Origin of the sequence: Streptomyces sp. NPDC007189 (assembly GCF_040703635.1) — a bacterium.
Taxonomy (GTDB): Bacteria; Actinomycetota; Actinomycetes; order Streptomycetales; family Streptomycetaceae; genus Streptomyces.
Genome location: NZ_JBEYEY010000008.1, coordinates 131,921 through 145,606, shown reverse-complemented (window position 1 = coordinate 145,606; position 13,686 = coordinate 131,921). Strand labels below are relative to the sequence as shown.

The following is a 13,686-nucleotide window of genomic DNA, read 5'->3' as shown; positions in this document are numbered from 1 at the left end:
GCGGTCGCTCCCTGCCCAGCACCGAGGTGAGGACTCCCACTACCGCGAGAGCGGCGAAGGCCGATGCCTCGCGGGCCCGTTCCCCGTCAGCGTTACCCCCGACATGCAGGAACACTTCTACGGCCGTTCAGCAGGCGGAGATGTGACGGTCACGTGTGGAACTGCCGTGTTATCCCTAGACGTTGGACTCCGCTGACGTTGCCGTGTTTGCTTCCGTGCTTGGGTTGCCGTGATCCCCGTCTCGGAAGGCACGTGATGTGAACACCCCTACGAACCACAGGACCGCCGCGTGTCATGTCGCGGTCGTCCTGGCCGCCTCCACGTCGGCCCTCGCACTCACCGCATGCGGCGTAACCGGCACTGTCGTCGGGAGCGGCAGTTCGGCATCATCGAAGAAGGGGGACGACGTCTCGGTGGGCCTGCTTCTCCCCGACAAGAACACGGCACGCTTCGAGAAGTCCGACTACCCCATCTTCAAAAAGGAGGTCGCTTCCCTCACACACGGCAAGGGAAAGGTCCTCTACGCCAACGCCGAGGCGAGTACGACCACGCAGGCTCGACAGTTCCAGCAGATGGTGCACGAGAAGGTCGACGTCATCGTGGTGGACCCGGTGGATGCCAGAGCCATCGCACCGGACGTACAGAAGGCCGAAGAGGCGGGTATACCGGTCATCGCCTATGACCGTCTTGCCCAGGGGCCGATCGACGCTTACGTCTCGCACGACAACGAGCTCGTCGGCCAGGTGCAGGGCCGCGCCATCGTCCAGGCACTCGGCTCCAAGGCTGCGCACAGCAAGATCGTCATGATGAACGGCGACCCCGCCGACCCGAACACGGCACAGTTCAAAAAGGGCGCCCTCGGCGAACTCCAGGGCGACGTCCGGATCGCCAAGCAGTACGACACCGCCAAGTGGTCGCCCGCAGTGGCCAAGGCGAACATGAAGGACGCGATCCGGTCGATCGGGGTGAACAACATCGCCGCCGTCTACTCGGCGAACGACGGCATGGCGGGTGCCGTCATCGACCAGCTGAAGAAGGCCGGCGTCACCGAGATGCCACCGGTGACCGGGCAGGACGCAAATCTGGACGCCGTGCAGCGGATCGTTTCGGGCGAACAGTACATGACCGTGTACAAGTCGTTCCTGGACGAGGCCGACGGCGCCGCACAGATCGCGGTGGACAAGGTCCAGGGCAAGGACATCCAGTTCGACGCGCTCACTCGCGACACCGTCCACAGCCCGACGACGAAGAAGATTCCCGCGCTGCTCTTGCCGGTGGTGGCACTCACGAAGGCCAACGTCAAAAGCACGGTGGTCGCGGACGGTGTCTACTCTGTCGCAGAAATCTGCACCCCGGAGTACGAGGCGAGCTGCGCCGAAATCGGCCTGAAGTAGCCTCCGGCTTCCGCGCGGCGGCGCCGCAAGCCGCCGTGGCCCGCTGGCTCACCCCTGGTCACAGGAGCTCCGCTCCTGCTGGGGCAGGTGGCGGCGTCTGGGCCGTCAGCTGCGCCAGAACTGGCCGGGCGCCGTCAGCTGCCCACCTGCGATGACGCTTCCCTACCGTGGCCACCGAGGCTGGTAGGTGGTGGCCAGCACGGAGACGGTGACCTGGTCGGGCAGGAAGCCGTCATCATTCAGGTCTGCTTGGCTCACGTGGCGTGCGCTCGGCGTCATCGCCACCAGGTCCAGGGCATCCGGCCCGGTCAGGGTCGCGGGGTACTCCACCTGTTCGGTGGCGGTTGCCTCGAAGAAGGGGTTCAGCGCCCGGTGCAGGCGCTGTTCCTTGGCCGGGTCGATCGCGACCATCGTAGGCAACCGTTCGCGCAGCTCGGCCAGGTGCCGCCCGGTGGGACGGACCACGATCAGCCGGCCGGTCGGGCGCAGCACGCGGTGGAACTCGGCCGGGTTGCGCGGGGCGAACACGTCCAGCACGACATCGGCCACTCCGTCGGCGAGCGGGAAGGGACGGAAGACGTCCCAGGCCACCGCGGCGGCTCCGTCGTGGGCACGGGCTGCCGAGCGCAGCGCGCGCACCGACGTGTCCAGCCCCAGACCACGGCCGCCGGACAGCTGGTCGAGGACGCCGGCCAGGTAGTAGCCCGTGCCGCACCCCACGTCGACAACCGTGGCCTGCTCAGACCCGGCGTCGGCCGCCAGACGGCCCACGGCCTTGCGGAGGGGCGCGTAGGTGCCGGTGGACAGGAATCGTTCCCGGGCCTGGACCATGGCTGCGTCGTCGCCGCTGGTGGCGCGGCTGCCCGTCAGCAGGCTGGCGTAGCCGTGGCGGGCGATGTCGAAGGTGTGGCCCACCGGGCAGCGCAGTGCGCCGCGGCCGGGGTGCAGGTGGCGCGTGCGGCACGTCGGGCAGCGCAGCAGGTCGAGGGACAGTTCGAGGGCAGGGGGAAGCGACACGGGCACGAGGCACTCCTGGCAAGGGTGAAGGGAAGGGACCGTGCCTGCCCACGCGCTCGGAGCGTCACTGCCTCAGCAGGGAACGGGCAGTGTCGGGAACGTGGTTCACGCAGCAGGCACACCAAGGAGGGCGACGCCGTCCGGCATCGCCCTCTTCGTCACCGTCGCGGCGTCGAAGCGGCCGCGCGAACCGCCACGGACACCGTCGGGCCCGGGGCCTGCCGAAACGGCGCCGACTCGGGAGCCAGGTCCAGCACCGCTCGCAGCCGCATGGCGTCAGTCAACTGCTCGAGTCGCTTCAGTCGCCCGGCGTTTCCTCTCCCTTCCGGCAGGGCGGGCTTGTCGCCCACTCCACGACCAGGTCATTGCCGACCCGCACCGGCAGCGCCACCTCCAGCAGATGATGGCGCAGTCGAGAGAAGGCCTAGAAGACGTCGGCCCGTCTGTCCTGCGCGAGGTATTCGAGGACGGTGCGCATCCACGGGCTGCGTACGGCCGGTAGCCGGACCAAGGTGTGCTCGAACGTTCCCCGGTCGGCCCGGAAAAGGTGGTTGGGGCGCGGCGGGAGCGGGTCGTCGCGGAGGACGTCTTGGGGTATGCCGCCCGACGCGGGAACCGGCATGTACGGCTGGGGAGAGACCAGCCACAGCCACACCCCCAGCGGCAGGGGCACCGGGTATGCTGATGCAGCCGGGCCGGCGGGGGCCCAGGTCTGACCCGTCTGGGGATGGACCGGTACGAGCAGGATGTCGACGCCCGCGTCGGGGGAGGGTTCTCCTGGTCCGGCCAGGACGGCGCGCCGCGTTGGCGAGCCTGCGGGCAGCAGGGCGTCGAGCGCGCGTTGGAACACGTCCGCGGTCAGACCGTCGGGGACCTTGACCGGCTGCCCTCCGGAGGCCACGAGCAGGTGGGCGAGCGCCTGGCCGGCTGCCGCCGCCCATCGCGGACTCCACGACCAATAATGGCTCGACCCGAACCGTCCTCCCCATGTGGCAATCGGCTCCAACGGAGGCGTGCTCTCCCCTCTCTCTGCCAGCTCCGCCCAAGAGAACGGCGCAGCATCGATGCCGTCGACGGGGACGCGGCGCACGGCGTCTGAGCTGAGCCGCACTGCCTGCCAGAGCGAGCAGTCGTCGACCCTGGTTGCCACGGGGAGGTCACACGCTTCGCAGGCCATGTTGGGCCCGTCGGCCCCGTCGAGGCCACAGCAGGCACCGCCGCGCTTCTCGGGGATCAGCCGGGTTCCGCGGATATCGCCGGGGGCGATGACAATCGCCCCGGACGTGCTGTCGGACAGGGCGTAGACCGGCGCGTAGATGCCGCGCGCCTCCGCCTCGCCCGGATCGATCTCGTCCCACATCCGCCACGGCCCTCCCCAGGGGTCCGGGTCCACGGCGAATGTGCCTGACTCCATGAGCACCGGAAGCTGGACCCCATTCCCGTACGTCTGACGAGCGTGGGCCGGAAGGGAGACCTCGGACAAGGGGACGGTCAGCTCGGCATCGCACCGCGCGCAAACGAAAACGAACAAAAGCCCTCCGTAGGGGAAACAGCTGCATCGTCCCAGCTCGGAGCGGCAGCCCGCCAACCTGTTTTCTCATCCGTCGAGGAGCGCCAACGCCGCGTGGCGAATGCAGCCGTCATCTCTGACGGCGTCAAGCGGCCTACTCAGAGGGGTGATCCGCATCGGCCGTGAGTCCTGCGGTGCCTGCTCGCCCGCCGCGCCGTTACCTTCCAGCGCACCAAGACCTGGAAGCAGTCCCCGGGCCCCCGAACGGGAGACGAAGCTGGACCGTATCGAGTACGCCCTTGACCGCTTCCCGGACCGGGCTTTCGCCTTCGACGCGTTCGGCCCGCTCTGAATCCGGCCCACCGCCGGCTCGGGCTGGGCCGAACAACGGCGTCCTCACCGGCTGCCGATCGATCCGTACTGCCCGGCCGGAGGTCGCGTTGTGCTTCACCCCGCCGCGACCGCTGAAATCCTTCCACCACAGGGGCCCCGGGGGGCGTCTCCGTGTCGGTCGTGTGCCATCCCGTCCCTGGACCCGGATCGGTTGTGCCGCCCGGTCCGGCGTGTGCCCACTGGGGCGGGGCTTCGACCCGGGACAGCGCCCTTCCGGGTGTATGTGCGGCAGAACTCCACCCACCGATTCTGCAGAAAACCTATCGTGTCTGCAGTAGACATTGGGCTGTCGCGGGTTTACCGTTTTGGATGTACCCAGGAAGTCGCAGAGGGTACGGCAGAGACGAACTGCCGTACATGCAGGTCAAGCAGGACGCGGCCCCAGAGGGGCAGCGAGCAGTACCCGCGTTATCCAGCAGTACAACCGTGTAACCGAAGGTAAGGAGCAGAACGCCATCAGGATCGCCCGGGCGCGGACAAGTCCGCCCGGGTACCGCAGGCCCCGGATTGGAAGGTGGTCCCCGGTCACGCATCCGCGATCCCCGCAGCCCCGCCCTCCCAGGCGGAACCTGCGGAAACAGAAGGCTGGCGCAGTCAGCCGGTAGATGGTGTTGAAAGCTCGGGGCCCGGGTGCCGCACGGCACCCGGGCCCCCCGACGCGTCCTTTGAAAGAAGAGGTCTATGCCCCCTCGCAGTACCCGCCCCGTCACCCCCCTCGACGATGACGACTACCCCGCCTACACCATGGGCCGGGCCGCCGAGATGCTCGGCACCACCCCCGCCTTCCTCCGCGCCCTGGGCGAACACCGGCTGATCACCCCCCTGCGCTCCGAAGGCGGCCACCGCCGCTACTCCCGCTACCAGCTGCGCATCGCCGCCCGCGCCCGCGAACTCGTCGACCAGGGCACCCCCATAGAGGCCGCCTGCCGCATCATCATCCTCGAAGACCAACTCGAAGAAGCCCAGCGCATCAACGAGCAATTGCGCACCCAGGGCGGCGTGTCTCAGCCGAAGACCTCCGCCTGATCAAGCCGAAGTCACGAGCTGTTCAGCTTCCCGAGGATGCGCGCGTGCCAGGCAGCCTCGGGCCGCTGTCGGCGGTCTCCTCAAGGCTCAAGCCGAAGCTGAGCGGGCACCATGCACAGCCACGGCCAGGACGAGAGCCTAAGGCCGCCTACAGCGACCACGACCTGGTGGTGTTCCTCGAAGGTCCTGGCATCACCCATCCCGAGGCCACCCTGGACGATCTCCCGAATGGGTGAATAGCGCGGTGGCCACGCCCATGAGTTCAGCGCCGCCTGACCGTTGACCGGGGCGGCTCGCCTGGCCGCCTGCGGGATGGCGACGAGCGACGACGGCTGGCGATGCCGGCCGTGGACGCGTCATGCCGCCGGGCATGACAAGCTGTGACCTCCACTGCCGACCTCAGGAGGTCACCATGACCGCAGAGTCTCCGTCACAAGAAGGTTCGGAGTCGGCTGACGTCGAGAGCCCTTCCCTCTCGCCCGACGAGGACGGGCAGTACGACCTGAAGCGCAAGTTCCGGGAGGCGCTGGCGCGCAAGCGGGGTATGCAGGCGGACGTCTCCGACCTCGCTGCGAACACCGACGGGTCAAAGGTCCGCGGCGCCCATGGCCCGGCTGCGAGTCAGCGGTCGTTCCGACGCAAGAGCGGCGGCTGAGTCCAAACCGGCCGCCAGACGGGCCTCGGCAGGGCACGGCCCGGCAGCGATGCCGAGGCGTTGGGCCGGGTCTTGCCGGGTGACGAGGGAAGGTTCCGGCGGTATGTCAGCGGCTGGACAGACTGGGTGTCTGTTCAGCCGCTGCGAGCTGCTTGGGCGTCATCAGCGACGCATCGCGACGTCCGAGAACGCTGCCTGCCCTGGGGCACCCGAGCCCCGAATGTACCCTGCCTCATCGCTTTTCCGGCTCGGTGGGCGGAACGATCTGCCTCTTGAGGATCTTGCCGGTGGGTCCCTTCGGCAGGGCGTCCGCGATCCATACCTTCCGTGGGTACTTGTAGGCGGCGACCTGGCGCTTGACGTACTCCCGCAGTTCCTCGGCCGTCGTTCGGGCGCCCGGTGTGAGAACCACGGCCGCTCCGACCTCCTCACCGAGATCGGGGTTGGGGAGGCCGATGACCGCGGCGTCGGCGACCGCGGGGTGCTCGTACAGGACATCTTCGACTTCACGGGGGTAGACGTTGTACCCGCCCCGAATGATCACGTCCTTCTTCCGCCCGACGATCCAGAAGTAGCCGTCCTGGTCGACCCGGCCCAGGTCGCCGGTGTAGAGCCAGCCGTCCCGGATGGTGGCGGCGGTCTCCTCAGGGCGCTGCCAGTACCGCTTCATCACGTTGTGGCCGCGGATCGCGATCTCACCGGTCTCCCCTTGCCGCACCTCCGTGCCGTTGTCGACCACCCGCATCTGGACGCCCGGGATCGGGGTGCCGACCGAACCGGGCCTGGGTCCGGCCTGCAGGGTGTTGAACGAGGTGACGGGCGAAGTCTCCGACAGCCCATAGCCTTCGAGCACGACGCAGTCGAACGCGGCCTGGAAGTCGTGCAGCACCTGGACCGGCATCGCCGCACCGCCGGCGAGGGACACGCGCAGCCTGGAGACGTCGTAGGTCTCTCGGTCGGGCTGCCGCAGCACTCTGCTGAACAGCGTCGGTATCCCGGCGAAGACGGTCACCTCGTGCTCATCGAGGATTCCCAGGGCCGTCGCGGCGTCGAAGCGCGGCAGCAGCGTGAGGCACGCCCCGGAGGAGACGGCGGCGTTGAGGGTGCAGGTCTGCCCGAAGGCGTGGAACAGTGGCAGCCCTCCGAAAATCACGTCGTCGGCGGTGAGTTGGAACAGTTCGGTGGCCACGATGTGGCAGTTGCGGGTGAGGTTGGCGTGGGTCAGTTCGGCGCCTTTCGGCTGACCGGTCGTTCCCGAGGTGTAGAGAATGACCGCGGTGTCCTCCTCGTGCCGGTCGGTCAGGTCCTCAAGGGGCGGGGTGGACTCCAGTAGCTCGTGGAATGCGCTGGGAGTGACGACGACCGTGTCCGCCCCGGCCTGCTGCGCACCGGTGTGGGCCTCGTCGGCGACGTCGTGCCAGGCGAAAAGGAGCCGGGCACCTGAGTCGGCGAGGTAGTAGGCGATCTCGCGGGATCTGAGCAAGGGATTCATCGGGACGACGATGCCGCCGGCCCGGAGTACGCCGAAGTAGGCGAGGGCGAACTCCGGCACGTTGGGGAGCATGACCGCGACCCGGTCCCCGGGCTTCACGCCATGGTCGTGGAGCAGCCCTGCCATGCGGGCGCTGTGCTGGTCGAGTGTGCGACCGGCCCTATCGTGCCGAGGTTCGTACCGGGTTCCTGGTGCGGAGGCGCTGGTTGAGGAAGAGTGCCGCACGGTCCAGCGCTTCGTCTGCTTCGTCGAGGGTGCCGCCGGCGAACGACTGGAACACGTGGGGAACGTCGGCGGTGACGTCCAGGATGACGTCCACCTCGGCGTCCCTTGCGCGTGCGGCAAGGCGGGCGGAGTCGTCCAGCAGGATCTCGTTGGTGCCGACCTGGATCAACATCGGGGGAAATCCGGTCAGGTCGGCGAGGACTGCCGGGCTGAGAAGGGGCTGGTGCGGGTCTGCTCCGGCGAGGTACATGGCCCCCGTGTGCTCCACGGCCTCGCGGGTGAAGATCGGGTCGATGCCGTCCTTGGTTTCCATGCTCTCGCCCGTACGGGTGGCGTCGAGGCCTGGGGAGAAGGCCACGATGGCGGCGGGCAGGGGCAGGCCCGCGTCGCGGGCGGCGAGGCAGGTGGTGACGGTGAGGCCGCCGCCGGCGGAGTCCCCGGCGAACGCAATGGCCGAGGGGTCGATTCCGCTGTCCAGAATGGAGCGATAGGCGCTCAGCGTGTCATCGATCGCGGCCGGGAACGGGTGCTCGGGAGCAAGCCGGTAGTCCACCGAATACGCCTCGAAGCCTGTCTTGGTCACGAGTTGTCCCGTCAGGCACAGGGCGGTTTCCGGTGAGCCGAACACCCACCCGCCGCCGTGGAAGTACAGGATCGTCCCGGGTTCGGCGCCGTTGTCCGGTTCCACGTGGAGTGCGGGCCGGTCGCCGAGCGTCGTCTGCGTGGTGCGGATGCTGTCGGGTACGACCATCTGGTCCATCAGCGCCCTGAACCCGGCCCTCAGCACCTCGACAGATTGCGGGCCCTCGGCCCGGGGCCGCCGCAGCATTGCGTCGACCTTGACTCGTTGTTCCCTGCTCATGCGTGCCCTCCTGCCGCAAGTACCTTCCACTACACTATATGCCATGGCATATAAGTTGGGTGATGACGCGATCGACCTCGCGAGCTTCTTCGACGACCTGGTCCGGTGCGAGACGCGTCTGTACAACGCGCTCAACGACCGTCTTCGTGAACGGCACGGGATCGTCACCTCGCAGTTCGAGTTCCTGCGCTTCCTGCGCGACCGCCCCGGCTCGCGGGTGGCGGACCTTGCCGCGGAGTTCGCCGTGGGCATCGGCGCGACCAGCAAGAGCGTCGACCGACTCGAGAAGAAGGGGTGGGCCGTCCGGCAACCGAACCCGTCCGACCGCCGCTCCTCACTGCTGGCCCTGACCCAAGACGGCACACGACTCGTCAACGCCGCGGAGACAACCTTCACCGACGCTCTGACCGAGTTCATGGGAAGTGCGCTCGACAGTTCGGCGCCCGCCGCCGCGCACACACTCGCGACGTTGCGCTCCGTCCTCCAGGGAAACCAGATCGGCACACCGACAGGCTGAGGCCCCGGCCCCCGTCCCGGGCCGCGGTACACCCACCGAACCGCCGACCGTGATCCTTCCGCCCCGCTCCGGTCACTTCGGCAGATCAGCGGAGAGGAACGGAGCAAGGAGCGCGAACAATGCGTCGGGGCGGTCGAGGGGGATGATGTGGCCGCAGTCCTGGAGATGGTGTCCGATCAGGTCATCGGCGAGGGGACGGAGTTGGCCTTCGAGCCCGGTGCCGATGGGGTGAGAGCCGATGGCCATGGTGGGCATGGTCAGCCGAGCCGTCGCGACGGCGTCCTGGATCTGCTGCGCGCTGGTGGGCAGGGCCCGGTAATAGGAGAACGCGCAGCGCAGGGCCTCGCTCCCGGTGTACGCCTGAACGAAGGCCGTACGGATCTCGTCGGGTACTCCCCGCCCGAGTGTCCCCGAGTCGAGGAACCAGTCGATGTACGGGGCCTCGTTGCCGGCCAGGACGGTCTCGGCGAGGCCGGGGACGGCGTGGAAGCCGAACCACCACGGGGTGCCGCCCGCGACGACGTGTTCCGCGCCGGGCAGGCGGCCGAGCAGTGCCTCCATCACGACCAGGCGCCGGACGAGAGCGGGCCGGCGCAGCGCGAGCAGGACGGCTGGCGCGGTGCCCGCGTCGATGCCGACCACCGCTGCCGAGGGCTCGCCGAGTGCGTCGAGCAGCCCTTCTGCGTCGGCGGCGAGGGTGCCTGCGTCGTACCCCTCGACGGCACGTGCACTGGCACCGAAACCGCGCAGGTCCGGGGCGATGACCCGGTACTGCCCGGCCAGCCGGCCCATGATGCCGCTCCACAGTCGCCAGGTGTGCGGGAAGCCGTGCAGGAGGAGAACCGCGGGTCCGGACCCGGCGATTGCGACGTTGAGTTGGACGCCGTTCGTCGTGATGCGGTGCAGTTGGTGTGCGGTGATGACGGGCATGACGGCTCCTTGGGGTGGTTACCATTGGTGACTACAGAACGATAGGTAACTGCCCGATCGCTTCCTAGACGGCACTTTCAGGGAAGGTGGTGAGCCAGAGGTGACCACCCGAGGGGCCCGCGCCGCCGGTCGCGGGGTACGCGGCGATCTGTTCGATCCCCACTGCCCGACACGGCAGTTGCTGGACCGCATCGGTACGAAGTGGACGTCCATGGCCGTCAAGACGCTCGCCGATGCCGCACCGGACGAGGTGCGCTTCGCGGAACTGAGACGCCGGATGCCCGGCGTCTCGCAGAAGATGCTGTCCGTGACACTGCGAAGCCTGACCCGCGACGGGTTGGTGTCGCGCCGGGTCGAACCGACCGTACCGCCGCGGGTCTTCTACCGACTCACCGAACTCGGCTTGTCCCTGGAAGTCGCGCTTGCGGGGCTGCGGACCTGGGCGGAGGAGCACATGGCCGAGATCGACCGCGCCAACGAAGCCGCCGACCAGGAGGGCGATTAGGGCGTGTTGCCGCCCTGGTACCAGGTAGGAGGTGGAGGAGACGTCCTAGGTGGGCAGCATCTCCCGGTTCTGCCCGAAGCACGCCAAGATCCTCAAGTCGGCCGTCGAGGGCATCGCTCGGTGCTGCTCGACATCAAGTCCCACGACGACCCCACCTGCAGCGCCGTAGGCGGTGACGCGGGCGCCGGTCGTCGCGGGCCGTCTGCCGGGACAGGAGGTTCTTCGGGCCACGGAACGGCGGCCCGACCCGGCGGCCACAGGGGTACGGCGCAGTGACCGCGCATCCTCAGTGTGCCGGTCGCGCCGTGCCGTAGGCGGCGCGCCAGGCGGCCGGGGGAAGGTCGGCCTGGCGCCGGAAGAAAGTGGTGAAGTTGGCGACGTCCCGGAAGCCGAGGCGTCGGGCACAGCCGGTGACCGGGAGGTCGGTGTGGGCGAGCAGTCTCTTGGCTTCCAGCAGGATGCGCTGGTCGAGGAACGCCTTGGCGCCGATACCGGCGGCTGCGCGCGTGGCCCGCGTGATGGTGCGCACGTCGTAGCCCAGCGCCCGCGCGTAGTCGGCCACGTGGTGCCACTCGCTGAAGTGGGCCTCGACGGCGGCTCGGTAGTCGCGGAACACCTCCGTGTGCCGGTCGCCGGCCCGAACGGCGTCGGCAGAGGCCGGTGCGTCCGGCAGGGCCCGCAGGATCAGTGCGGCCAGCAGGTGGGACAGCAGCGCGGGGGACGCCAGGCGTGGTGTCGTCGACGCGGCGTCGTGCTCGCGGCCGAGGTGTTCGGCTGCGAGCAGGGCGAGGCTCAAGCGCTGCCGGTCCAGGTGCCAGCAGACGGGCGCGGTCGCCTCTGCCGCTGTGAAGCCGGAGAGGAAGCCGGGCCGGAAGAGAACGAGCGGGCCGTCGCAGGCGTCGATGTCGCTCCACCGGTGCACCATGCCGGGCCTGATCCACAGGGCGCTTCCCGGCGTCAACCGGTGGCTGTGGAAGTCCGCTTCGTGCGTGCCGGTGCCGGAGCTGATCAGGGCGAAGACGTGGAAGTCGGGGCGCTGCAGGAGGACGCGACGGCGGTGGGTGTCCATGGCCCGCAGCGCGGCGAAGTCGAGGACCTCCACGCCGTACGGTGATCCGACGGCAGGCAGGTAGCGCAGTTGCCGCACGGGAGTGAGTCCGTTTTCCACAATCGTCGGGTCCCTTTTCACCGAGGAGTGGACGTCGCTGCTCATACCGTCGGACGAGCATCTGACGACCATGTCAGATTACTTGTTGGAGGCTGCGGCGCAGGACGGCGGTCGCTTCCCGCAGCCGAGGTGAGAGGTATGACGATGACGGAATTCACCATGCCGGTGCCCGTGGCGGGCGGCACCCTGGACGCGCGGGTCGGCGGCCGGACCGGACCGGCGCTGGTGTTCGCGCACTACTGGGGCGGCTCCGCCGACACCTGGAGCGGCGTGCTCGCCCACTTGCCGTCCGGGCAGGCGACGGTGCGCTTCGACCAGCGTGGCTGGGGCGCCTCCCGCACCCTTCCCGGGCCCTGGCACCTCGACCAGCTCGCCGACGATCTCGCTCGCGTGGCCGACACGTGCGTGCCGGGGCCGTTCGTCCTCGTCGGTCACTCGATGGGCGGCAAGGCGAGCCAGCTGGTCGCGGCCCGCCGGCCCGCGGGGCTGGTCGGCCTGGTGCTCGTCGCGCCCGCGCCGCCGCAGCCGCCCGCCACGGTGACCGAGGAGTACCAGCGGGGTCTGTCCCACGCGTACGACTCACCCGAGACGGTGGCGGACGCCCTCGACCATGTCCTGACCGTCACACCGCTGCCCGGGACCGTGCGGGCCACCGCGGTGCGTGACAGCCTCGCATCCGCTGCTGAGGCGAGGGGGGAGTGGCCGCTGCACGGGATCGCGCAGGACATCACCGGCGATGTACGTGACATCGAGGTGCCGGTGGCCGTGCTGGCCGGGGAGAGGGACGCGGTGGAACCGCCGTCCGTGCTGCGCGAGTGCCTCCTGCCGCACATCCCGCAGGCGACCCTGACCACCGTCCCTGCCGTCGGCCACCTGCTCCCTGCCGAAGCCCCCGCTGCCGTCGCGGCAGCGCTGCAAGGCTTTCTCACACACCTTCAGTCCTGACCGAGCCGGACTATGGGCATGGCCGATCCGGATGCTGGACGATGACCATCGCCCGCGTCCTGCACGCCGAGTGACGGCCGGGGCCCGTACCTGCTGCGGCGTCGACCAGCCAGACGAGAACTCCGTCGCCCCGGCTTCCCGGTGACCGTGAGACACGACCGCCTGCCACGCTGCTGCCTGCGACGGCGCCCGGGTGCCGTTCAGTCCTGCCGCAGCAACTGCCGCACGACGTCGTCCCAGTACAGGTGATCCCTCTCCGTGCCGGCGGGTACGACCGAGTAGGTCTTCGTCAGCCATTCCTCGAACGGGGCGCCCGGCACGCGCAGCATGGCCGTGCCCTCGGTGTCGCTCAGCAGGATCCGGACCGACCCGGCGCCACGTCGGCGGCGGTCGGGCCAGACGCGCACGTGGCCGATGCCGGACGACCCGCGCAGGCCCGCGTACAGCAGGTCGCGGGCGAACACCCAGGGTGCGAGCACGTCGGCGCAGCCGGTGAAGTCCATGCGCACGGCGAGCGGATCGGCGGCGTCGTAGCTGAAACGGACGGTGACCGGCAGAGCCTCCGTGGCACCGACGACCAGGTGGATGGTCTGGTCGAGGTGCAGGCGTCCGGTACGCGGATGGGGGCGCTCGTCGGTCGGGCGCATGGTGCCTCCCAGGGCGGGTGCGAAGTCGGCCGTGCCATGACGAGGTGGGTGCCGCGGCCTGCTCGGGGCTCGGCCACGGCACCCACCTCCCCCGGAACACCACGATGGAACGCGCCCCGGGACACGTCGGCGGTTGCCCGGGGAACGCCGCCGTATGCGGGGCCGTACGGGTGATCACCGCGTCATCCCTCGCCCGGCGCGTCCGTCAGTGACACGCGCGGCGTCAACAGCGCGTTCGCTCCGGGCGCTTGCCGGTCAGGCCCGTCAGGGTCCAGGTGGCTTTACCGGGCGCATGGCGGTCCGCGCGCAGTTGTTCCAGGAAGGCCCGGCGGCTCTCGTCCGCCCCTGCGGGGTCACGGTACGCACTGTTCGTGCCGCCGCGATCTCGAGGAGGCCGCGC

At 69.4% G+C, this 13,686-nt stretch carries 13 protein-coding genes and 1 pseudogene; 7 read left to right on the top strand and 7 right to left on the bottom strand.

From position 1 onward, the window contains the following. Positions 1-308: 308 nt before the first annotated feature. Entirely contained in the window at positions 309-1,394 is a 1,086-nt protein-coding gene (locus AB0950_RS18635; protein ID WP_366779065.1) for a substrate-binding domain-containing protein, read from the top strand. Positions 1,395-1,556: 162 nt separating this feature from the next. On the opposite strand, the gene AB0950_RS18630 is transcribed toward AB0950_RS18635, so the two are convergent. Further along, complete coding sequence (locus AB0950_RS18630; RefSeq protein ID WP_366778967.1) at positions 1,557-2,417, bottom strand: methyltransferase domain-containing protein; 861 nt, start codon at positions 2,415-2,417, stop codon at positions 1,557-1,559. A 418-nt stretch (positions 2,418-2,835) separates the two neighbouring features. Then, a complete protein-coding gene (locus AB0950_RS18625; protein WP_366778966.1) occupies positions 2,836-3,942 on the bottom strand; it encodes a hypothetical protein in 1,107 nt (368 codons plus the stop codon). Between the two features lie 136 nt (positions 3,943-4,078). On the opposite strand from AB0950_RS18625, the pseudogene AB0950_RS18620 reads away from it, so the two are divergent. The 3 genes and pseudogenes from AB0950_RS18620 to AB0950_RS18610 all read left to right on the top strand — a co-directional run. Next, positions 4,079-4,270 (top strand): annotated as a pseudogene (locus AB0950_RS18620) (IS630 family transposase); the annotation flags it as partial. 725 nt (positions 4,271-4,995) lie between these two features. Further along, a complete protein-coding gene (locus tag AB0950_RS18615; RefSeq protein WP_360158388.1) occupies positions 4,996-5,340 on the top strand; it encodes a MerR family transcriptional regulator in 345 nt (114 codons plus the stop codon). A 412-nt stretch (positions 5,341-5,752) separates the two neighbouring features. Then, positions 5,753-5,995 carry a DUF5302 domain-containing protein gene (locus AB0950_RS18610; RefSeq protein WP_360158385.1) on the top strand — a complete coding sequence of 81 codons (243 nt, stop codon included), beginning with the start codon at positions 5,753-5,755 and terminating at the stop codon, positions 5,993-5,995. 232 nt (positions 5,996-6,227) lie between these two features. On the opposite strand, the gene AB0950_RS18605 is transcribed toward AB0950_RS18610, so the two are convergent. Together AB0950_RS18605 and AB0950_RS18600 are read right to left on the bottom strand one after the other, a co-directional pair. Further along, positions 6,228-7,712 carry a long-chain fatty acid--CoA ligase gene (locus AB0950_RS18605; protein ID WP_366778965.1) on the bottom strand — a complete coding sequence of 495 codons (1,485 nt, stop codon included), beginning with the start codon at positions 7,710-7,712 and terminating at the stop codon, positions 6,228-6,230. Continuing rightward, a complete protein-coding gene (locus AB0950_RS18600) occupies positions 7,648-8,574 on the bottom strand; it encodes an alpha/beta hydrolase (RefSeq protein WP_366778964.1) in 927 nt (308 codons plus the stop codon). Before AB0950_RS18600 ends, AB0950_RS18605 begins: the two co-directional genes overlap by 65 nt. Positions 8,575-8,617: 43 nt before the next feature. Here AB0950_RS18600 and AB0950_RS18595 point away from each other — a divergent pair, with 43 nt between their 5' ends. After that, positions 8,618-9,091: a MarR family transcriptional regulator gene (locus AB0950_RS18595; RefSeq protein WP_360158376.1), complete on the top strand. Its 474-nt coding sequence runs from the start codon at positions 8,618-8,620 to the stop codon at positions 9,089-9,091. 72 nt (positions 9,092-9,163) lie between these two features. On the opposite strand, the gene AB0950_RS18590 is transcribed toward AB0950_RS18595, so the two are convergent. Next, entirely contained in the window at positions 9,164-10,021 is an 858-nt protein-coding gene (locus AB0950_RS18590) for an alpha/beta hydrolase (RefSeq protein ID WP_366778963.1), read from the bottom strand. 100 nt (positions 10,022-10,121) lie between these two features. On the opposite strand from AB0950_RS18590, the gene AB0950_RS18585 reads away from it, so the two are divergent. Continuing rightward, positions 10,122-10,526 (top strand): helix-turn-helix domain-containing protein, encoded by a 405-nt coding sequence (locus AB0950_RS18585; RefSeq protein WP_360158370.1) that lies wholly within the window; start codon positions 10,122-10,124, stop codon positions 10,524-10,526. A 286-nt stretch (positions 10,527-10,812) separates the two neighbouring features. On the opposite strand, the gene AB0950_RS18580 is transcribed toward AB0950_RS18585, so the two are convergent. Next, entirely contained in the window at positions 10,813-11,739 is a 927-nt protein-coding gene (locus AB0950_RS18580; RefSeq protein ID WP_366778962.1) for an AraC family transcriptional regulator, read from the bottom strand. A gap of 93 nt (positions 11,740-11,832) precedes the next feature. Here AB0950_RS18580 and AB0950_RS18575 point away from each other — a divergent pair, with 93 nt between their 5' ends. Beyond that, complete coding sequence (locus tag AB0950_RS18575; protein WP_366778961.1) at positions 11,833-12,639, top strand: alpha/beta hydrolase; 807 nt, start codon at positions 11,833-11,835, stop codon at positions 12,637-12,639. A gap of 200 nt (positions 12,640-12,839) precedes the next feature. Here AB0950_RS18575 and AB0950_RS18570 read toward each other — a convergent pair whose 3' ends face one another. Then, the gene (locus tag AB0950_RS18570; protein ID WP_366778960.1) at positions 12,840-13,286 is read right to left on the bottom strand and encodes an SsgA family sporulation/cell division regulator; all 447 of its coding nucleotides are present in this window, start codon (positions 13,284-13,286) and stop codon (positions 12,840-12,842) included. Between the last annotated feature and the right edge of the window lie 400 nt (positions 13,287-13,686).